At 61.2% G+C, this 20,901-nt stretch carries 20 protein-coding genes and 1 pseudogene; 10 read left to right on the forward strand and 11 right to left on the reverse strand.

The features are described from left to right. The first annotated feature begins 114 nt into the window (after positions 1–114). The 9 genes from ACXRVY_RS04875 (at position 115) to mdoH (ending at position 12,047) form a co-directional block, all read left to right on the forward strand. Complete coding sequence (locus ACXRVY_RS04875) at positions 115–1,521, forward strand: amino acid permease (RefSeq protein ID WP_458237072.1); 1,407 nt, start codon at positions 115–117, stop codon at positions 1,519–1,521. Between the two features lie 17 nt (positions 1,522–1,538). Next, positions 1,539–2,744: an imidazolonepropionase gene (gene hutI, locus ACXRVY_RS04880; RefSeq protein WP_223457808.1), complete on the forward strand. Its 1,206-nt coding sequence runs from the start codon at positions 1,539–1,541 to the stop codon at positions 2,742–2,744. A 10-nt stretch (positions 2,745–2,754) separates the two neighbouring features. Further along, the gene (gene hutG, locus ACXRVY_RS04885; protein WP_223457807.1) at positions 2,755–3,558 is read left to right on the forward strand and encodes an N-formylglutamate deformylase; all 804 of its coding nucleotides are present in this window, start codon (positions 2,755–2,757) and stop codon (positions 3,556–3,558) included. A 264-nt stretch (positions 3,559–3,822) separates the two neighbouring features. After that, on the forward strand, positions 3,823–4,779 hold the full coding sequence (gene choX / locus ACXRVY_RS04890) for a choline ABC transporter substrate-binding protein (RefSeq protein WP_223457806.1): 957 nt from the start codon (positions 3,823–3,825) through the stop codon (positions 4,777–4,779). Positions 4,780–4,932: 153 nt separating this feature from the next. Next, complete coding sequence (locus tag ACXRVY_RS04895) at positions 4,933–5,838, forward strand: alpha/beta hydrolase (protein ID WP_223457805.1); 906 nt, start codon at positions 4,933–4,935, stop codon at positions 5,836–5,838. A gap of 104 nt (positions 5,839–5,942) precedes the next feature. Continuing rightward, positions 5,943–6,914, forward strand: a complete 972-nt coding sequence (gene pip / locus ACXRVY_RS04900; RefSeq protein ID WP_223457804.1) for a prolyl aminopeptidase — start codon at positions 5,943–5,945, stop codon at positions 6,912–6,914. After that, positions 6,911–7,348 (forward strand): D-aminoacyl-tRNA deacylase, encoded by a 438-nt coding sequence (gene dtd, locus ACXRVY_RS04905; protein ID WP_223457803.1) that lies wholly within the window; start codon positions 6,911–6,913, stop codon positions 7,346–7,348. The genes pip and dtd overlap by 4 nt, the downstream gene beginning before the upstream one ends. A 321-nt stretch (positions 7,349–7,669) precedes the next feature. Beyond that, complete coding sequence (locus tag ACXRVY_RS04910; protein ID WP_458237073.1) at positions 7,670–9,484, forward strand: glucan biosynthesis protein; 1,815 nt, start codon at positions 7,670–7,672, stop codon at positions 9,482–9,484. Continuing rightward, complete coding sequence (gene mdoH, locus ACXRVY_RS04915; RefSeq protein ID WP_458237074.1) at positions 9,477–12,047, forward strand: glucans biosynthesis glucosyltransferase MdoH; 2,571 nt, start codon at positions 9,477–9,479, stop codon at positions 12,045–12,047. Before ACXRVY_RS04910 ends, mdoH begins: the two co-directional genes overlap by 8 nt. Positions 12,048–12,238: 191 nt before the next feature. Here the strand turns inward: mdoH and ACXRVY_RS04920 are convergent, their stop codons facing one another. The 11 genes and pseudogenes from ACXRVY_RS04920 to ubiE form a co-directional block, all read right to left on the reverse strand. Further along, on the reverse strand, positions 12,239–13,111 hold the full coding sequence (locus tag ACXRVY_RS04920) for a methyl-accepting chemotaxis protein (protein ID WP_458237075.1): 873 nt from the start codon (positions 13,109–13,111) through the stop codon (positions 12,239–12,241). Then, positions 13,094–14,155, reverse strand: a pseudogene (locus ACXRVY_RS04925) (methyl-accepting chemotaxis protein); the annotation flags it as partial. The pseudogene ACXRVY_RS04925 and the gene ACXRVY_RS04920, both read right to left, overlap by 18 nt. Before the next feature lie 223 nt (positions 14,156–14,378). Then, a complete protein-coding gene (locus ACXRVY_RS04930; protein WP_223457795.1) occupies positions 14,379–15,086 on the reverse strand; it encodes a 16S rRNA (uracil(1498)-N(3))-methyltransferase in 708 nt (235 codons plus the stop codon). Beyond that, entirely contained in the window at positions 15,083–15,877 is a 795-nt protein-coding gene (tatC, locus tag ACXRVY_RS04935; protein ID WP_223457793.1) for a twin-arginine translocase subunit TatC, read from the reverse strand. The genes ACXRVY_RS04930 and tatC overlap by 4 nt, the downstream gene beginning before the upstream one ends. Continuing rightward, positions 15,874–16,314 (reverse strand): Sec-independent protein translocase protein TatB, encoded by a 441-nt coding sequence (gene tatB, locus ACXRVY_RS04940; protein ID WP_223457790.1) that lies wholly within the window; start codon positions 16,312–16,314, stop codon positions 15,874–15,876. Before tatB ends, tatC begins: the two co-directional genes overlap by 4 nt. Positions 16,315–16,324: 10 nt before the next feature. Then, the gene (locus ACXRVY_RS04945; protein WP_108216223.1) at positions 16,325–16,597 is read right to left on the reverse strand and encodes a twin-arginine translocase TatA/TatE family subunit; all 273 of its coding nucleotides are present in this window, start codon (positions 16,595–16,597) and stop codon (positions 16,325–16,327) included. A 25-nt stretch (positions 16,598–16,622) separates the two neighbouring features. Continuing rightward, on the reverse strand, positions 16,623–16,955 hold the full coding sequence (locus tag ACXRVY_RS04950) for a phosphoribosyl-ATP diphosphatase (protein ID WP_008047820.1): 333 nt from the start codon (positions 16,953–16,955) through the stop codon (positions 16,623–16,625). Further along, positions 16,948–17,349: a phosphoribosyl-AMP cyclohydrolase gene (hisI, locus tag ACXRVY_RS04955; RefSeq protein WP_150796910.1), complete on the reverse strand. Its 402-nt coding sequence runs from the start codon at positions 17,347–17,349 to the stop codon at positions 16,948–16,950. Before hisI ends, ACXRVY_RS04950 begins: the two co-directional genes overlap by 8 nt. Positions 17,350–17,440: 91 nt before the next feature. Further along, positions 17,441–19,045 carry a ubiquinone biosynthesis regulatory protein kinase UbiB gene (ubiB, locus tag ACXRVY_RS04960; RefSeq protein ID WP_223457788.1) on the reverse strand — a complete coding sequence of 535 codons (1,605 nt, stop codon included), beginning with the start codon at positions 19,043–19,045 and terminating at the stop codon, positions 17,441–17,443. Continuing rightward, entirely contained in the window at positions 19,042–19,665 is a 624-nt protein-coding gene (locus ACXRVY_RS04965) for a ubiquinone biosynthesis accessory factor UbiJ (RefSeq protein ID WP_223457786.1), read from the reverse strand. Before ACXRVY_RS04965 ends, ubiB begins: the two co-directional genes overlap by 4 nt. Further along, positions 19,665–20,435, reverse strand: a complete 771-nt coding sequence (ubiE, locus tag ACXRVY_RS04970) for a bifunctional demethylmenaquinone methyltransferase/2-methoxy-6-polyprenyl-1,4-benzoquinol methylase UbiE (protein WP_007989286.1) — start codon at positions 20,433–20,435, stop codon at positions 19,665–19,667. The genes ACXRVY_RS04965 and ubiE overlap by 1 nt, the downstream gene beginning before the upstream one ends. A gap of 155 nt (positions 20,436–20,590) precedes the next feature. Between ubiE and ACXRVY_RS04975 the strand changes: the two genes are divergently transcribed. Next, complete coding sequence (locus tag ACXRVY_RS04975) at positions 20,591–20,866, forward strand: polyhydroxyalkanoic acid system family protein (RefSeq protein WP_108216228.1); 276 nt, start codon at positions 20,591–20,593, stop codon at positions 20,864–20,866. The last annotated feature ends 35 nt before the right edge of the window (positions 20,867–20,901 follow it).

Below are 20,901 nucleotides of genomic sequence, written 5' to 3' on the forward strand. Positions count from 1 at the left end.
GTAATAGCCCCTTCGCGAGCAGGCTCGCTCCCACAGGTTTCATGCAATCCTATGTGGGAGCGAGCTTGCTCGCGATTCGATTTTGCGTCGAATAACAATAATTAGGGACGAGAAATGCAACAGCCAGAAAAAGGTTTGAAACGCGGGCTCTCTGCCCGACATATTCGCTTCATGGCGCTGGGGTCGGCGATCGGCACCGGGCTGTTTTATGGATCTGCCTCGGCCATTCAAATGGCCGGGCCTGCAGTACTGCTCGCTTACCTGATAGGTGGTGYGGCCGTGTTCATGGTCATGCGCGCCCTCGGTGAGATGGCGGTGCACAACCCGGTGGCCGGTTCCTTTGGCCAATACGCCAGTACCTATCTTGGGCCGATGGCGGGCTTCATCCTCGGTTGGACCTACGCATTCGAAATGGTCATCGTCGGCATGGCCGACGTCACGGCATTTGGTATTTACATGGGCTTCTGGTTTCCGGAGGTCTCCCGCTGGATCTGGGTGCTGGGTGTCGTTTCCATCGTCGGCGGCTTGAACCTGTGCAACGTCAAAGTCTTCGGTGAAATGGAGTTCTGGCTGTCGCTGCTCAAGGTCGCGGCCATCGTCGCGATGATCCTGGGCGGTTTCGGCATCATGCTGTTCGGCATCAGCTCGGCCCCTGGCCAGGCGACCGACATCAGCAACCTCTGGACCCAGGGTGGCTTCATGCCCAATGGCATGGGCGGTCTGATTGCTTCGTTCGCGGTGGTGATGTTTGCGTTTGGCGGTATTGAAATCATCGGCGTAACGGCAGGTGAGGCCAAAGACCCGCAACACGTGCTGCCCCGGGCGATCAATGCCGTACCGTTGCGGATCCTGCTGTTTTACGTGCTGACGATGCTGGTGCTGATGTCGATCTTTCCATGGCAGCAGATCGGCAGCCAGGGCAGCCCGTTCGTGCAGATTTTCGACAAGCTGGGCATCAGCTCGGCGGCCACCATCCTCAATATCGTGGTGATCACGGCGGCGATTTCGGCGATCAACAGTGACATCTTCGGCGCTGGCCGCATGATGTTCGGTCTGGCCCAGCAAGGGCATGCACCCAAGGGCTTCGCGCGCCTGTCGCGCAATGGCGTGCCATGGATGACCGTGGTGGTGATGAGCGCCGCGCTGCTGCTGGGCGTGTTGCTGAACTTTTTGATCCCGGAAAACGTGTTCCTGTTGATCGCTTCCATCGCGACCTTTGCCACGGTGTGGGTCTGGCTGATGATTCTGGTGACCCAAGTGGCCATGCGCCGGTCCATGAGCGCCGAGCAGGTTGCACAATTGAAATTCCCGGTACCGCTCTGGCCCTATGCGCCGGCGGCGGCGATTGCCTTCATGCTGTTCATTTTCGGCGTGCTGGGCTATTTCCCGGACACCCAGGCAGCGCTGATCGTCGGCGTGGTCTGGATCGTGCTGCTGGTGCTGGCTTACCTGACGTGGGTGAAACCGGCGGCGGGCCAGGCAGCCCTGGTGACACAGGACCCTGTTTTTTCTCATCGATAACCTAATGGAGGCCAAGGATGAAAACTCTCTGGCAACACTGCCACGTCGCAACCATGGTACAAGGCGTCTACTCGATCATCGAGGACGCGGCCATCGTGACGTCAGGAGCGCACATTGAGTGGATCGGCCCGCGCGGTGAGTTACCGGCGGGCGAGTACCCGGCCGTCAACGACTTGAGCGGGGCCTGGGTCACACCGGGCCTGATCGACTGCCACACTCATACGGTGTTCGGCGGTAACCGCAGCGGTGAATTCGAACAGCGCCTGCAAGGCGTCAGCTACGCGCAAATCGCCGCCAGCGGCGGCGGTATCGCCAGCACCGTGCGCGCCACCCGCGCGGCCAGCGAAGACGAACTGTTCGCCAGTGCCGCCAAGCGTCTGAAAAGCCTGATGCGCGACGGCGTCACCAGCATCGAAATCAAGTCCGGCTACGGCCTGGACCTGGCCAACGAGCGCAAGATGCTGCGTGTGGCCCGTCGCCTCGGCACCGAACTGCCGGTCAGCGTGCGCAGCACCTGCCTGGCGGCTCATGCCCTGCCGCCGGAGTACAAGGACCGCGCTGACGACTATATCGATCACATCTGCGCCGACATGCTCCCGGCCTTGGCCGCCGAGGGATTGGTGGACGCGGTGGACGCGTTCTGCGAGTACCTGGCGTTCTCTCCGGCGCAGGTCGAGCGGGTGTTCATTACCGCCCAGAAACTGGGCCTGCCAGTGAAGCTGCACGCCGAGCAGTTGTCGTCGCTGCATGGCTCGAGCCTGGCGGCGCGTTATCACGCGCTGTCCGCCGATCACCTGGAGTTCATGACCGAGGACGACGCCATTGCCATGGCCAAGTCCGGTACGGTTGCCGTGCTGTTGCCCGGCGCCTTTTACTTCCTGCGCGAAACCCAATTGCCGCCGATGGATGCCTTGCGCAAGCACGGTGTGAAAATCGCCATCGCCAGCGACCTCAATCCGGGCACCTCGCCGGCACTGTCGTTGCGCCTGATGCTGAACATGGCTTGCACCTGTTTTCGCATGACCCCGGAAGAAGCCCTGGCCGGCGCGACGATTCACGCCGCCACGGCCTTGGGCATGGCCGACACCCATGGTTCGCTGGAGGCGGGCAAGGTTGCGGATTTCGTCGCCTGGCAAATCGATCGTCCGGCCGACCTCTGTTACTGGCTGGGCGGCGATCTGGAAAAACGCGTCGTGCGCCACGGCGTCGAATCAAGTCTGTAGGAGATCTGTTGTGGATAAGGTTCTGAACTTCAAACAAGGCCGCGTGCCGCTGCTGATCAGCATGCCACACGCCGGTGTGCGCCTGACGCCAGCGGTCGAAGCCGGGTTGATCCCGCAGGCAAAAAGCCTGCCGGACACCGACTGGCATATCCCGCAGTTGTACGATTTCGCCGCTGAACTGGGCGCCAGTACCCTGGCCGCCGAGTACTCGCGGTTCGTCATCGACCTTAACCGGCCGTCCGACGACAAGCCACTGTACGTGGGCGCAACCACGGGCCTGTACCCGGCGACGCTGTTCGACGGCGTGCCATTGTTCCGCGAAGGGCTGGAGCCTTCGAAAGAAGAGCGTGCGACCTATCTGGAACAGATCTGGACGCCTTACCACAGCACCCTGCAGCAGGAACTGGCGCGATTGAAGGCCGAGTTCGGCTATGCGCTGCTGTTCGATGCGCACTCGATCCGCTCGCTGATCCCGCACCTGTTCGACGGTAAACTGCCGGACTTCAACCTTGGTACCTTCAATGGCGCCAGTTGCGATCCACAGCTTGCGACCCAACTGGAAGCGATCTGCGCGCTTCACGACAATTACACCCACGTGCTCAACGGGCGCTTCAAGGGCGGGCACATCACCCGTCATTACGGCAATCCGGCCGAGAACATCCACGCCGTGCAGCTGGAGCTGGGGCAGTGCACGTATATGGAGGAGTTCGAGCCGTTCCGTTATCGCCCGGACCTGGCGGAGCCGACGCGGGTGGTGTTGAAGGAGTTGCTGCAAGGGTTGTTGGCCTGGGGCGAGAAGCACTACAACCGCTAACCTGCCGCATAACTTGTGGGAGCGAGCTTGCTCGCGATGGCGGCCTGGCAGGCAACATCAATGTTGAATGTCATGGCCTCATCGCGAGCAAGCTCGCTCCCACAGGTTTTCATATGCCTCAATATCTGCTCATGACAGTCGCCACCGTGCAAAACACGGTCGCCACAGTTCGCTTCTACCGCTCGTCTGCTGCGTAATGTTCTGGCCACGGTGCACAAAGACACCGCCCCGACAATAATCCGCTGCCGCACGAGAATGCTCTCTATGACAAGCCCCAAAGGTCTGTTCACCCGCTGTCTCTCAATCTTCTGCGGCACCGCTCTGTTGAGCGCCGGCGCCATGGCCGCGGACGACGCTTCCTGCAAAACCGTGCGCATGGGCGTGGTCAACTGGACCGACGTGATCGCCACCAGTGGCATGGCCGATGTGCTGCTCAACGGTCTTGGCTATGAAAGCAAGCAAACCAGCGCCGTGCAGCAAATCATCTTCGCCGGCATCCGCGACAACCGCCTGGACATCTTCCTTGGTTACTGGAAACCGGCGATGGATAAAAACATCGCACCGTTCGTAGCTGCCAATCAGGTCAAGGTCATGGACAACCCGAGCCTGGCCGATGCCCAGGCCACCCTCGCGGTCCCGGACTATGTGGCGGCGGCCGGGCTGAAAACCTTCGCCGACATCGCCAGATTCAAGGATCAGCTAGGTGGCAAGATCTACGGCATCGAGCCGGGCAGCGGCGCCAACACCACGATCAAGACCATGATCGAGACCAATCACTTCGGCCTGAAGGATTTCAAACTGATCGAGTCCGGTGAGGCCGGGATGCTGGCGGCCGTGCAGCGGGCGGTGAATCGCAAGGAATTCGTGGTGTTCGTCGGCTGGACCCCGCACCCGATGAACATCAACATGAAAATCAACTACCTGACCGGCAGCGAAGATGTCTATGGGCCGAATGAAGGTGCCGCGACCGTTTCCACCGTAACCGCGCCGGATTACGCCCAGCGTTGCCCGAACGTCAATCGCCTGCTGGAAAACCTCACGTTCAGCGCCGCCCAGGAAAGCCAGTTGATGGTGCCGATCATGGAGCGCCAGACAGCTCAGGATGTCGCGAAAAAATGGCTGCGTGACCATCCCGAAGACTTGCAGCGCTGGCTGGCGGGTGTCAGCAGCTTCGATGGCAAGGATAGCGTGGCGACGGTTCAGGCCAGCCTGAAGAACTGACCCCTGTCTGCTCTGTGCAAGACCTGTGGGAGCGAGCTTGCTCGCRATGGCGGCGTATCAGTTGACATCAATTTTGAATGTCCTACCGCTATCGCGAGCAAGCTCGCTCCCACAGGTGGTCACCACACATCTCCCTGAACGGGCACCAGGCTAATGACTCCTTACCCGCTTTCCGAGCAAATGACGGCATTCGTCGAGAAAACCGTCAGTTTCAACAGCACCGACAGCAGCATCGCCGGATTGCGCCAGGCTTACAGCGAGATGTGCCGGGCGTTTACCCCGGCGCGCCCTGCCGGGTTGTCTGTGGTTGATTTCGAGTTGGCCGGTGTTGCGGTTCGTTCCTATCAACCACCGGCCAGCGGTGCGTCGTGCATCGTTTACCTGCATGGCGGTGGCTGGGTGGTGGGGGGCCTGGACTCCCACGATTTCATCTGCGCCGAATTGGCATCGACACTGGGTGTACGGGTGATCGCCGTCGATTACCGCCTGGCGCCGGAGCATCCGTTTCCCGCCGGGTTCGATGATTGCCTGAAGGTCTGGCGAGCACTGCTCACCAGGCCGTTTCAACTCGACCCTGCGCGCATGCTGGTGGCCGGCGACAGTGCCGGTGGCAACCTCGCGGCGGCGTTGTGCCTGGCGCTGCGCGATACCGGCGAGCCGCTGCCGTGCGCGCAGATTCTGATCTATCCGGGATTGGGCGGCGATTACCGGCTGCCATCGCGCAGTGAGTGCATCGACGCGCCGTTACTCAGCAGCAGTGACGTCGATTGCTATCACGCGCTCTACCTGCAAGGCACCCGTCATCCGAACGCCTACGCCATGCCATTGCTCGCCACGGATTTCAGCGGTCTGCCAACGGCATGGATCGCGGTGGCGCAATTCGACCCGTTGCGCGATGACGGCGTGCTGTATGCCGAGCGACTGAAGGCTGCGGGCGTGGCTGCCACGCTATATGTCGGCGAGGGTTTGGTTCATGGCTGTTTGCGGGCTCGCGGGCAGGTGGCCGAGGTCGATACGCTGTACGAAACCTTGTTCGGATATCTGGCGGCGAAACTCTGACTTCGCACGGGCATGCTCATTGACGTAATTCGGGTTTATGATGCCGGACGGCAGAATAATAGAAGTCCCCCCAGGGATGACCTTGACCCCTTACGGAGTGCGCAATGCAGACTTTGTACCCGCAGATCAAACCCCACGCCCGGCACGATCTGGCCGTCGACGAGACTCACACGCTGTATGTCGACGAAAGCGGTTCACCGGAAGGTTTGCCCGTGGTGTTCATCCATGGTGGTCCCGGTGCCGGATGTGATGCCCAGAGTCGTTGCTTCTTCGATCCCAATCTCTATCGCATTGTCACGTTCGATCAGCGCGGTTGCGGTCGCTCCACGCCCCACGCCAGCCTGGAAAACAACACCACCTGGGATCTGGTCGCCGACCTCGAGCGGATTCGCCAGCACCTGGGAATCGACAAATGGGTGCTGTTTGGCGGCTCATGGGGTTCGACCCTGGCGCTGGCCTACGCACAAACCCATCCTGAACGTGTACACGGTCTGATCCTGCGCGGGATCTTTCTCTGCCGTCCGCAGGAAATCGAATGGTTCTACCAGTCCGGCGCCAGCCGCCTGTTCCCCGATTACTGGCAGGACTACATCGCGCCGATCCCGCTGGACGAGCGCAATGACTTGCTTACCGCGTTCCACAAGCGTCTGGTCGGCAACGACCAGATTGCCCAGATGCACGCGGCCAAGGCCTGGTCCACCTGGGAGGGCCGCACCGCGACCCTGCGTCCTAACCCGCTGGTGGTCGATCGTTTCTCCGAGCCGCAGCGTGCATTGTCGATTGCCCGCATCGAATGCCACTACTTCAGCAACCACGCCTTCCTGGAGCCGAACCAGTTGATCCGCAACATGGACAAGATCGCCCATTTGCCCGGCGTGATCATCCATGGTCGCTATGACGTGATCTGCCCGCTGGATAACGCCTGGGAATTGCATCAAGCCTGGCCGAACAGCGAACTGCAGGTCATCCGCGATGCCGGTCATGCCGCTTCCGAACCGGGCATCACCGACGCGCTGGTGCGCGCCGCCAATCTGATGGCCCGGCGACTGCTTGACCTGCCGCCTGAAGAAGCATGAAGGGCCTGTTGCAACGGGTGCGCGGCGCGCGGGTCGAGGTCGCGGGCGAAGTCGTAGGTGCCGTCGATCAGGGATTGCTGGTCCTGGTAGCCGTCGAGCCCGACGACACGCGGGCCAGCGCCGACAAACTTCTCAATAAGCTGCTTAACTATCGGGTGTTCAGTGACGCTGAGGGCAAGATGAATCTATCCTTGGCGGATGTGGGCGGCGGGCTGCTGCTGGTCTCTCAGTTCACTCTGGCTGCCGATACTAAAAACGGGCTGCGTCCGAGTTTTTCGACTGCGGCCCCTCCGGCGCTGGGCGAGGAGCTATTCGACTATTTATTAAACAAAGCGAAACAGGTGCATGGCACTGTGGCATCAGGTAGATTCGGCGCGGATATGCAGGTGCACCTGGTCAATGATGGCCCGGTAACCTTCCTGTTACAGACCTGAAAGCGTTTGAAACAAGTTTTTACGCTCAATTCGACTGAAAGCAGGGCTTTTTCGCGATAAATACTTTGTTACCCCTGATGCGTTGTAACGCGGCCTACTAGATAATCGCGCGCTACGGGGATCAGCGTTCGTTGGTCCATTTTGACTTAGGTAGAGACTTGTCCGGATCCGATTGGGGAATCATTTCGCCCCAGCGGAGTCGGAACAATGCTCGCCAACTTGGCAAGAGTGGTTTGCAAGGGCGGTTTTTTCATACCGTACACCGTGCAGACCCTTTAACTGGCCGTTGGTTTTTTGATCTGTTTTCGGCGAGGGTTGCTCGTGATTGTTAGTCCCTGTAACGCACCAAAATTGTCTGCCAAACGGTTACGCAGCGCCCTGGTAGCGGGCTCTGCATTGCTCTGCCTGCTCAGCGCCGGCCAGCTTTGGGCATTTAGTCTGGATGATGTATCGGCCAAGGCAAAAGAGCTGGCCGGGCAGAAATACGAAGCGCCGCGCAGTAACCTGCCGAACGAGTTCCGCGACATGAAATTCGCGGACTATCAGAAAATTCGCTTTTTGACGGAAAAAGCCGAATGGGCTGATCAGAAGACGCCGTTCAAGCTGTCCTTCTATCACCAGGGCATGCATTTCGATACGCCGGTGAAAATCAACGAAATCACTGCGAACACCGTCGAAGAGATCAAATACGACCCGAGTCGTTTCGATTTCGGCGACATGCAGTTCGATCCCAAGGCCACTGAACAACTGGGTTATKCCGGTTTCCGTGTGCTGTACCCGATCAACAAGGCCGACAAGCAAGACGAAATCATGACCATGCTCGGCGCGAGCTACTTCCGCGTCGTCGGCAAGGGTCACGTCTATGGCTTGTCCGCTCGCGGCATGGCGCTTGATACCGCGTTGCCGTCCGGCGAAGAATTCCCGCGCTTTCGCGAGTTCTGGATTCAGCAGCCCAAGCCAGGCGACAAGCACCTGGTGATCTTCGCCCTGCTGGATTCGCCACGTGCCACCGGCGCCTATCGCCTTATTTTGCGTCCGGGCAGCGATACCATCGTCGACGTCAAGGCGCAGATGTTCCTGCGTGACAAGGTCGGCAAGCTGGGTATCGCCCCGTTGACCAGCATGTACCTGTTCGGCGCCAACCAGCCGTCGAAAGTACTGAACTACCGTCGCGAGCTGCACGACTCCAGCGGTCTGGCGATCCATGCCGGCAACGGCGAGTGGATCTGGCGTCCGCTGAACAACCCGAAACACCTGGCCGTGAGCAACTTCAGCGTGGAAAACCCGCGCGGATTCGGTCTGCTGCAACGTGGCCGTGACTTCAGCCACTACGAAGACCTCGACGATCGCTACGACAAGCGCCCAAGCGCCTGGATCGAGCCGAAGGGTGACTGGGGCAAGGGCACGGTCGACCTGGTCGAGATTCCGACCGCCGACGAAACCAACGACAACATCGTTGCCTTCTGGAACCCGGAAAAATTGCCGGAACCTGGCCAGCCGCTCGATGTCGCTTATCGTATGCACTGGACCATGGACGAAGAGACGATTCACGCGCCGGACAGCGCCTGGGTCAAACAGACCCTGCGTTCCACCGGTGACGTCAAACAGTCCAACCTGATTCGTCAGCCGGACGGCAGCGTTGCCTATCTGGTGGACTTCGAAGGCCCGTCTCTGGCGGCATTGCCGGCAGATGCGGAAGTTCGCAGCCAGGTCAGCATCGGCGACAACGCCGAACTGGTGGAAAACAGCGTGCGCTACAACCCTGAAACCAAGGGCTGGCGCCTGACCCTGCGGATGAAGATCAAGGATCCGGGCAAGGCCACTGAAATGCGTGCTGCACTGGTGCAGAATATTGTGCCGGCGGACCTGGCCAAGACTTCGATCCCGTCGTCGAACTCGTCGGTTGCCAAGGCCGACAAGGTTGCCGCCAAGCAACAAGAGAAAGCGGACAAGGAAGCCAAGCAAGCGGAGGCCAAGCAGTCTGAAGCGAAGCCTGCTGCAGAGGCCAAGGACAAGGCCAATAAAGACGCCAAGCAGCCTGCCGCTGCCGACGCGGCCCCAGCCACACCGGAATCGGCCCCGACTGAAGAAGTCCTGACCGAAACCTGGAGCTATCAGTTGCCTGCCGATGAGTAACTCTCAAGTACGGCCAGAAACTCTCTCCGAGTATCTGGCGCATCTGCCGATGACCGACGAGCAGCGCGCGGAACTCGCGGGCTGCCAGTCTTTCAGCGAATTGCACGAACGCCTGTCGTCATCGACGTTCGATGCCCCGACCGAAGCCGCCCAGGCTTCGGTCGGCAAACGCCTGACCCTGAGCACCGCCGAGGAGCTGCAGGACGCGGAAATGCTGGCGCTCGACGCCAACGGCCGGGTCTGCCTCAAGGCGACCCCGCCGATCCGGCGGACCAAGGTCGTGCCGGAGCCGTGGCGCACCAACATTCTGGTGCGTGGCTGGCGCCGGATGACCGGTCGAACCAACCCGCCGAAGCCGCCGAAGGACGAACGGGTGTTGCCTGCCGCGCGCTGGCGCACCGTGGGTTCGATCCGTCGCTACATTCTGTTGCTGCTGATGCTCGGCCAGACCATCGTTGCCGGCTGGTACATGAAAGGCATCATGCCGTACCAGGGCTGGTCGTTCGTCGACCTCAACGAAGTGCTGCACCAACCGCTGCTGCAAACCGCCACGCAAGTGCTGCCGTATGCGTTGCAGACCAGCATCCTGATCCTGTTCGGGATTCTGTTCTGCTGGGTATCGGCCGGTTTCTGGACCGCACTGATGGGCTTCCTCGAATTGCTGACCGGCCACGATAAATACCGTATCTCCGGTAAAAGTGCCGGCAACGAGCCGATTCCCAAGGATGCGCGCACCGCCCTGGTGATGCCGATCTGCAACGAAGACGTGCCACGGGTATTCGCCGGTTTGCGCGCGACTTTCGAGTCGGTCGCGGCCACGGGTGACCTGGACCGCTTCGACTTCTTCGTCCTCAGCGACAGTAACGACGCCGATATCTGTGTCGCCGAGCAACAGGCCTGGCTGGATGTCTGCCGTGAAGCCGGGGGCTTCGGCAAGATCTTCTATCGCCGCCGTCGTCGTCGCGTAAAACGTAAAAGCGGCAACCTCGATGACTTCTGCCGTCGTTGGGGCGGTGACTACAAGTACATGGTCGTACTCGACGCCGACTCGGTGATGAGCGGCGAGTGCCTGACCAGTCTGGTGCGCCTGATGGAAGCCACGCCGGACGCCGGGATTATCCAGACCGCGCCACGTGCGTCAKGCATGGATACCCTGTATGCGCGCATGCAGCAGTTCGCCACTCGTGTGTACGGCCCGCTGTTCACCGCCGGTCTGCACTTCTGGCAGTTGGGCGAGTCGCACTACTGGGGCCACAACGCGATCATCCGCATGAAGCCGTTCATCGACCACTGCGCCCTGGCGCCGTTGCCCGGTACAGGCGCGTTCTCCGGCTCGATCCTGTCCCACGACTTCGTTGAGGCCGCGCTGATGCGCCGTGCCGGTTGGGGTGTGTGGATTGCCTACGACTTGCCGGGCAGCTACGAAGAACTGCCGCCAAACCTGTTGGACGAACTCAAGCGAGACCGTCGCTGGTGCCACGGCAACCTGATGAACTTCCGCCTGTTCCTGGTCAAGGGCATGCACCCGGTGCACCGTGCGGTGTTCCTGACCGGTGTGATGTCTTACCTGTCGGCGCCGTTGTGGTTCTTCTTCCTGGTGCTGTCGACCGCGCTGCTGGCGGTCAACACGCTGATGGAGCCGCAGTACTTCCTCGAACCGCGTCAGCTTTATCCGCTGTGGCCACAATGGCACCCGGACAAAGCGATTGCGCTGTTCTCGACCACTATCGTGCTGCTGTTCCTGCCGAAGCTGTTGAGCATCATCCTGATCTGGGCCAAGGGCGCGAAAGAGTTTGGCGGCAAATTCAAGGTGACCCTGTCGATGCTGCTGGAGATGCTGTTCTCCATGCTGCTGGCGCCGGTGCGGATGATCTTCCACACCCGCTTCGTCCTCGCCGCGTTCCTCGGCTGGGCCGCGACCTGGAACTCGCCGCAACGTGACGACGACTCCACGCCGTGGAGCGAAGCGGTCAAGCGCCACGGCCCGCAAACCCTTCTGGGCTTCTTCTGGGCCATGCTGGTGATCTGGCTGAACCCGAGCTTCCTGTGGTGGCTGGTGCCGATTGTCGGTTCTTTGATGCTGTCGATCCCGGTGTCGGTGATTTCCAGCCGCGTCGGTTTGGGCCTCAAGTCCCGCGACGAGAGCCTGTTCCTGATCCCTGAGGAATACAATCCGCCGCAGGCCTTGCTGGCCACCGACCAGTACACCCACGAAAACCGCTGGCATGCGCTGAACGACGGCTTCGTCCGTTCGGTGGTCGATCCACAGCAGAACGCCCTGGCGTGCTCGCTGGCGACTTCCCGTCACCGTCAGGCCGAGCCGATCGAATGGCTGCGGATCGAGCGGGTGCGGCACGCGATGAAGGTTGGACCTGAAGGTCTGACCAACAACGAACGTGTGCAGCTGTTGAGCGACCCGGTGGCTTTGGCCCGCCTGCATGAGCAGGTCTGGAGCGAAGGGCACCCAGAGTGGCTGGACGCCTGGCGCAAGTCGGTCAAGGCCGATCCCCATGCGCCGTTGCTGCCGCTCAAGCCGATGAGCGAACAGCCTCAGTTGGCATAATAAAAAAACCCGCGAAAGCGGGTTTTTTTTTGACGGCGATGACCAGTGTGAGACAGCGGGCGCAGGCGTTCTTGCGTCAGGCTCCCTAATTGCGGCGACCTGTAGGCCGCCATCGCGGGCAAGCCCGCTCCCACAAGGTTGTGTACAACGCAATTCCCTGTAGGAGCGGGCTTGCCCGCGACGGCATCACCTCAAATCTTGAATCTGCCCACCAGCATCTGCAAATGTGTACCCAGTCGCGCCAGTTCAACACTGGAGGCTGCGGTCTCCTCACTGGCTGCCGACGTCTGATCCGACACATCCCGTACGTTCAGCACGCTGCGGTTGATCTCTTCGGCCACGGCGCTCTGCTGCTCGGCGGCAGCGGCGATCTGCTGGTTCATCGCCTGAATCGCCGAGACGGTGCGGGTGATGCTTTCCAGTGAGCCGCCGGCGCGGCGGGTCAGTTCGACGCTGCTGTCGGTCAGGTTGCGGCTGTTGTCCATGATGGTCGCCACTTGCTGCGTGCCGCTTTGCAGGCCGACGATCAGCTCTTCGATCTCTTCGGTGGACTTCTGGGTGCGCTGGGCCAGGCTGCGGACTTCGTCTGCCACCACGGCAAAACCACGCCCGGCTTCACCGGCGCGGGCGGCTTCAATCGCCGCGTTGAGCGCCAGCAGGTTGGTTTGCTGGGCCACGGATTTGATCACGTCGAGCACGCTGCCGATCTTGTCGCTTTCGCGCTTGAGATGACCCATGGCTTCGGTGGAGTTGCCGACTTCGACGGCCAGGCGCTCGATCTGGGCGATGGCTTCGCCGACCACTTTGTCGCCTTCGCGGGCCTGCTGGTCAGCAGCGACTGCTGCTTCGGATGCTTCTTCAGCGTTGCGCGCGACTTCCTGAACGGTGGCGGTCATTTCGTTCATGGCAGTGGCGACCTGATCGGTCTCGACTTTCTGGCTGTTGACCCCGGCGCTGGTCTGCTCGGTGACGGCGGACAGCTCTTCGGCGGCGCTGGCGATTTGCGTGACGCCATCGCTGATGCCGCCGATCAGTTCGCGCAGACCCTGGGTCATGCTCTGCATGGCACGCTGCAACTGGCCGAGTTCGTCGCGGCGCTGCGACGTCAGGTTGTGGGTCAGGTCACCACTGGCGACGCGTTCGGCGACAGCCAGGGTCTGATTCAACGGAATGATGATCTGTCGGGTGATCGCCCAGGCGGCCAGCAGCCCGAAAGCAATGGCCAGCACAGTGGCGAGGGTCAGCATGTTCTTGGCGTGGGCGGCATCGGTGTCGCGCACGACGGTTTGCGAGACGGTGAGTTTCTGGCTCATGTCCAGCAGGATCTCGCCTTGGGCGGACATGCGTACCAGGGCCTTGGCACTGGCCACCTGGGAGTCGCGGAACTGGCTGACCGCGGCGCGGTAGGCCTTCAGCGAATCAGTCGCCTGTTTCAGGTTGGCGATGTGTTCTTCAGGCAGTTTGGCCGGCAGGCTCTCGAGGTTCTTCAGGGCGTTGTCGATCGCGTCGAGGGCTGGCTGTTCGGCCTCGCTCTTGCCGCTGTAGGTGTAGCCGCGCACCTGGAAACGCGCCTGCTGGATCAGTTTGCTCAGGTCGATCACGCTGTTGAACGCCGCCACGCTGTCGCCTTGCAGCACGGATTTTTCCACTTCGGCGACGCGGGCCACGGCGTTGTCGGCGGTGGCGCCGAGTTTGCTGCGGGCGTCTTCACGCTGGGCGCCGGCCTGGGTCATGTCGCTGAAGGCACGGCGGTATTCGGCGACAGCGGCCAGTTGTTGATCGACCATGGCCGTATCAGCCGGTTGCTCGATCAGGCCGCGAGCGGTCTGCAGGCCGCTTTCGAGTTTGCCCAACAGATCGTTGACGGCGCCGGGACCTTGTTCGCCGCGACGCATCTCGTAATCCAGGCGAGCGATGCGCAGGTCCTTGGTCAGGTCGTTGAGACTGGCGATGAACCCCAGTTTATCGCCACGGCTGGTAACGCCGCTCAGGCCGCTCCAGCCGGTGAAGGTGATCAGCAGGGTCAGTAACAGCACCAGGCCGAAGCCGATCCCCAGCTTGCGTTTGACGCTGACGTTTCCCAGATTCTCGGCTAGCCATTGGTACATGCTGGAACTCCCCGGACCACATTTTGGTTTTATGGGGGGTGTATCGGCAGGGGCGCGAGGTTCTGTAGGCGCTGCCCGATGTATGGGCAAGTGAGTTTCCGGGGCAGATGATGAATTTGTGGGAGCGAGCTTGCTCGCGATGACGGTGTGTCTGCCACTGCAATGGCGGCTGGTAAATCGCCATCGCGAGCAAGCTCGCTCCCACAGGGGGATTGTGTCTGGTTTAGAAGAGTCGGGCCAGCAGCGCGGTCACGGCGGTTTCGACGCGCAGGATGCGCTCGCCCAGTTGCACCGGTTGCAGGCCGGATTTGCCCAGCAGGTCGATCTCGTAGGGAATCCAGCCACCCTCGGGGCCGATGGCCAGGGTCACCGGTTCGCTGAGTGCGCGAGGGCAGGGCGGGTAATTGCCCGGATGCCCCACCAGGCCGAGGGTGCCTTCGGTGATCGCCGGTAAACGGTCTTCGACGAAGGGTTTGAAGCGCTTCTCGATGACGACTTCCGGCAGCACGCTGTCCCGTGCCTGTTCGAGGCCGAGGATCAACTGCTCGCGAATCGCCTCGGGCTCCAGGAACGGCGTCTGCCAGAAGCTCTTCTCGACGCGATAGCTGTTGACCAGCACGATCCGTGGCACACCCATGGCCGCCACGGTCTGAAACACCCTGCGCAGCATCTTGGGCCGTGGCAGAGCCAATACCAGGGTCAATGGCAGCTTGGCCGGTGGCGGCTGGTCGAGGGTGACGCGCAATTCCGCCTCGTCGGCGTCCAGGCGCAGCACTTCTGCCGAGCCCATCAGCCCGCCGATCCGCCCGACGCGCATGCTGTCGCCCACTTCACAGCGGTGGACTTCCTGCATGTGCGTCAACCGGCGATCACGCAGGATCACCCGGTCGGCCGCAATGAAGTCGGCCTCGATGAGCAGCAGCAGGTTCACGGTTGAGTCGCTGGCGGCTGGTCGTTGTTGTCGTCAGCCGGCTGGTCGTCCGGGTGCTCGCCACGCTTGCTGATCAGGCTGCCAAACAGGATGCCGATCTCGAACAACAGCCACATCGGCACGGCCAGCAAGGTCTGCGAGAAGATGTCCGGCGGCGTCAGGATCATGCCGACCACGAAGCAGCCGATGATCACGTACGGGCGGATTTTCTTCAGGTATTTGACGTCGACCACACCGATCCACACCAGCAGCACCACGGCTACCGGGATTTCGAACGCCACGCCAAAGGCAAAGAACAGCGTCATGACGAAATCGAGGTAGCTGGTGATGTCGGTCATCATTTCCACGCCGGCCGGAGTGGCGGAGGCGAAGAACTTGAAGATCAGCGGGAACACCAGGAAATAGGCGAAGGCCATGCCGGCGTAGAACAAAAAGATGCTGGAGACCAGCAAGGGCACGGCAATGCGTTTTTCATGCTTGTACAGGCCGGGGGCGATGAAACCCCAGATCTGATGCAGGATCACCGGAATCGCCAGGAACAGCGAGACCATCATCGTCAGTTTCAGTGGCGTGAGGAACGGCGACGACACGTCGGTGGCAATCATCGTCGCGCCGGCTGGCAAGTACTGGCGCAGCGGTGTGGAGACGAAGGTGTAGATCTGCTGGGTGAAAGCAAACAGGCCGGCGAAGATGATGAAAATCGCCGCTACGCAGCGCAGCAGTCGGGTACGCAACTCGGTGAGGTGCGAAACCAGCGGCATGTGCTGGTCGTTTTCGGGAAGGTCGCTCATGGGGCTCGCGGCGGCAGTGTTGGGTCATGAGGGGCCGGCGCAACGGGCGCAGCCGCAGGTGTAACGGGTTCAACCGGAGTGGCTGCAACAACGGGTGCAGGTTCTGCCGTTGCAGCAGGTGCTGCGACGCTAGCGGCGGGAGCCTGAATCGTTTGCTCTCCCACATGCTCCACCGGCGTCGGCTCCTGCTGGGTCGGCGTGAAGATTTTCCGCGCCTCCTGCTCAAGCGACAGGATGTGCTCGTTGTGCAGTTGCCGACGAATCTCGTCGGCACCGATTTCACGTTCAACTTCCTGTTTGATCGCGTTGAAGCTGCGCTTCAGGCGCCCGACCCACAGGCCAGCGGTGCGCGCAGCGCCCGGCAAGCGCTCGGGGCCCAGCACCAGCAGGGCGACGAGGCCGACGAGCAGCAGTTCAGAGAAGCTGATACCAAACATTAGTCAGTGCTCACACGTCTTTGCGGATCGGCTCTTCGACTTTCTGTGCCTGCACGTCGATGGTGTGCGGCTGGTTCACCGAGGCCTGTGGCTGTACCGGTGGCACTGGTTGGGCCGGGTTCGCATTCGGGTCAGCCGGTTTTTCGTCGTCGTTCATGGCTTTCTTGAAACCCTTGATCGATTCGCCGACGTCGGTGCCGAGGTTTTTCAGTTTCTTGGTGCCGAACACCAGTACCACGACAACCAGGATGACGATCCAGTGTTTCCAGTCAAAAATGCCCATGCTGCTGCTCCTCTCTAATAGTTATTCAGGCGGACGGGCGCGAGGCTTTCTCGGCGTGTCCGGAGAGACCGAAGCGACGGTCCAGTTCATCGAGTACAGCCTGTGGATGCTGCCCCAATTGGGCGAGCATGACCATGCTGTGGAACCACAAATCGGCGGTTTCGTAGATCACATCGCTGCAGTCGCCGCTGATGGCGGCATCCTTGGCGGCAATGATGGTTTCGACCGACTCTTCGCCGACTTTTTCCAGAATTTTGTTCAAGCCCTTGTGATACAGGCTGGCGACATACGAGCTGTCGGCGGCGGCGCCTTTGCGCTCTTCCAGTACTTCGGCCAGACGGGTCAGTGTGTCACTCATGTGTATGCCCTGCGGAGTAGATTGCGTGCGGATCTTTGAGCACCGGGTCGACCGTTGTCCAGTCTCCGTTTTCAAAGACGCGGTAGAAGCAGCTCTGGCGGCCGGTATGGCAGGCAATGTCGCCGATCTGCTCGACCATCAGGATGATGACGTCGGCGTCGCAGTCCAGGCGCATCTCGTGCAGGGTTTGCACATGGCCGGACTCTTCGCCCTTGCGCCACAGCTTGCCACGGGAGCGCGACCAGTAAATGGCGCGGTTCTCGGCAGCGGTCAGCTCCAGTGCTTCGCGGTTCATCCAGGCCATCATCAGGACGCGCCCGGTCTTGTGATCCTGGGCAATCGCCGGCACCAGGCCGTCCGCGTCCCACTTGATCTCGTCCAGCCAATTCTTCATCTACGACTCCGATACGGGCCCGCACTTCAGTAATCGGGGGCCTACGTTCAATGCAGCGTCCAAACAGTGTGCCAGCGTGTTGCGCGACTGGCTATCGGCGAACGACCAGATACAAACCGACGGCCATCATGATGCCGGCCGGCCAGTAAGCCAACTGGTTCAGCGGCCCGCCAGCAGCGAGGATCGCGCCACCGGCCAGATGGGCCGTACCGAGCAGGCGCAGGAACCAGTCGTCACGGCGTCGATGCCACGCTGGCGGCGGGTTGAGGGCATGGGGTTGGGACATGCGTTCGAGCAGGTCGCGGGCCATGTTGGCCAGGTGCGGGATCTGTTCGACCTGGCTGTGCACGTTGCCGAGCAGGGCTTTGGGGCTGACCCGCTCGCGCATCCAGCGTTCGAGGAACGGCTGCGCGGTGTTCCACAGGTCGAGCTCCGGGTACAGCTGGCGGCCCAGGCCTTCGATGTTCAGCAGGGTCTTCTGCAGCAGCACGAGCTGTGGCTGCACTTCCATGTTGAAGCGTCGCGCGGTCTGGAACAGGCGCATCAGCACCTGGCCGAAGGAAATATCCTTCAGTGGTTTTTCGAAGATCGGCTCGCACACCGTGCGGATCGCTGCTTCGAATTCGTTGAGTTTGGTTTCTGCCGGCACCCAGCCCGAATCGATGTGCAACTGCGCCACGCGACGGTAATCGCGCTTGAAGAAGGCGAACAGGTTGCGCGCCAGGTAATCCTGGTCTTCCGGGGTCAGGCTGCCGACGATGCCGCAGTCGATGGCGATGTACTGCGGGCTCCACGGATTCACGGTGCTGACGAAAATATTGCCCGGGTGCATGTCGGCGTGGAAAAAGCTGTCGCGGAACACCTGGGTGAAGAAAATCTCCACGCCACGCTCGGCGAGCATTTTCATGTCGGTACGCTGGTCGGCCAGGGTCGCCAGATCGGTAACCTGAATGCCGTAGATGCGTTCCATTACCAGCACTTTCGGCCGACACCAGTCCCAATGGACTTGCGGCACGTACAGCAGCGGCGAGCCGTCGAAATTGCGCTTCAACTGGCTGGCGTTGGCCGCTTCGCGCAGCAGGTCGAGTTCGTCGTAGATGGTTTTTTCGTAATCGCTGACCACGTCCACCGGGTGTAGCAGGCGCGCATCGGCCGAGAGTTTTTCGGCGGCGCGAGCGAGGATGAACAGCCACGCCAGGTCCTGGGCGATCACCGGTTTGAGGCCGGGGCGGATCACCTTGACCACCACTTCTTCACCGGTTTTCAGTTGCGCGGCATGCACCTGCGCCACTGAGGCCGAGGCCAGCGGCTCGACGTCGAAACGGCTGAAGACTTCGCTGATTTTCTTGCCGAGTTGTTCTTCGATCAGCTTGACCGACACTTGCGAGTCGAACGGCGGAACGCGGTCCTGCAGCTTCATCAGTTCGTCGGCGATATCTTCGGGCAACAGGTCGCGGCGGGTGGACAGGATCTGCCCGAACTTGATGAAAATCGGCCCCAGGTCCTGCAATGCCAGGCGCAAGCGCGCGCCACGGCTCAGGTCCAGGGTCTTGCGCGGGAACCAGCGCCACGGCAGGGCATAACGCAGCGCCCGCAGGAACCAGGGCAGTGGCAGGGCGAACAGCAGGTCATCGAGGCGGTAGCGGATCACGACGCGCTGGATGCGCAACAAACGGCGGACGGCAAGCAGCTTCATGCGTTATCGCTTGGGTCGAGGGATCGGGAAAGGCGCTCGAAACGCGCCTCGAGACGTTCCAGATCGAGCTTGATCTGGTCCAGTTCACTGAATCGGGCTTCGGCTTCGCGCTGACCGACCAGGGTGCGCGACTCTTCGGCCAGGTATTCGCCCAGGTTCTGGCCCAGGCTGGCAAAGCCTTGCTGATACCAGCGGGCGCGGCTGCGCAGGTGACCGCCGACCAGTTGCGTGGCCACAGGGCCCAGCACGCGTGCGAGTTCGTACTCCCAGTCCAGCTCCAGGTCCTGGAGGATCGCCGCCAGTTCCAGCAGCACGCCGCTGTCCCCGTCGAGTTCGACTTCAGGGCTGTGCAGGGTCGAGGTCTTGTCCTTGCTCGTGGCCAGTTTCAGCAGGCTCGAAGCCGGTGCACGCAGGGTACAGTCGGCGCCGGTTTCCCACTGGGAGGCGAGCATCAGGCCTTCGTCGCTGGGCAGGATGAACAGTTGCAGCGCCGGGCTGCGGCAATCGACGGCAATCACTTTGCCGGTCAAATGCGCCAGCCGCGGCAGCGCCGTGCTGTCGAGACGCAGCACCCGGTTCAGGCCGAGTTCAACGCTGGCGAGCAGGCCGGCGAGCAGCATCAGGGCTTGATGCCGCGGTGCAGGGCGACGATGCCTGCGGTCATGTTGTGATAGGTCACACGGTCGAAACCGGCCTCGACCATCATCGACTTCAGGGTTTCCTGATTCGGGTGCATGCGGATCGATTCGGCCAGGTAGCGATAGCTTTCCGAGTCGTTGGTGATCAGCTTGCCCATCAGCGGCATGAAGGCGAACGAGTAGGCGTCGTAGGCCTTGGACATCAACGCGTTGGTCGGCTTGGAGAACTCCAGAACCAACAAACGGCCGCCAGGCTTGAGCACGCGCAGCATCGAGCGCAGGGCATCTTCCTTGTGGGTCACGTTGCGCAGGCCGAAGGCGATGGTCACGCAGTCGAAATGGTTGTCCGGGAACGGCAGTTTTTCCGCATCGGCCTGGACGAATTCAACGTTGCCGGCCACGCCGAGGTCCAGCAGGCGGTCACGACCGACCTTGAGCATGGACTCGTTGATGTCGGCCAACACGACCTGGCCGGTCGGGCCTACCAGATGCGAGAACTTGCGGGTCAGGTCGCCGGTACCGCCGGCGATATCCAGCACGCGGTTGCCGGTGCGCACGCCCGACAGTTCGATCGCGAAACGCTTCCACAAACGGTGCATGCCGCCCGACAGAAGGTCGTTCATCAGGTCGTACTTGGCGGCTACCGAATGGAAAACCTCAGCGACTTTTTCCGCTTTCTGGCTTTCCGGAACGTTTTTGAAGCCGAAGTGAGTGGTGGGTTCGGCATCGCTGCCTTTGCGCTGATCAGTCATATCGCTGTCACCAAAAGAGAATGCGCGACATTCTAATCCCCAAGCCATGCTTTGTCTTGGCAAGGCTGAAGGTAAGATGGGCAACCATCGGGACGTTTTGACGCAGCAGAGGTCAAGATGCCTCGGGAAAGCATCCATAAAGCAGGAGTCATTTGATGGCCCGTATTAGTGTTGAACGTGCCCATGGCCTGGGTAAGGAAGCGGCTCGCGAGAAGGCCGACAAGCTGGCGCAGAAACTTTCCGATCAGTATGGCCTGGAGCCGCAGTGGTCCGGCGACACCCTGAACCTCAAGCGCTCGGGTGTGAAGGGCGCGGTGCATGTCGCCGAGGATTCGATTCGCGTCGAAGTGGAACTGGGCCTGATGATGTCGGCCATGAGCGGCATGATCAAAGCGGAAATCGAAAAGGCGCTGGATAAGGTCCTGGTCTGATTCCCGATTGAAATCGCATCCCTTGTAGGAGTGAG

Source organism: Pseudomonas sp. P5_A2_2, assembly GCF_054177685.1.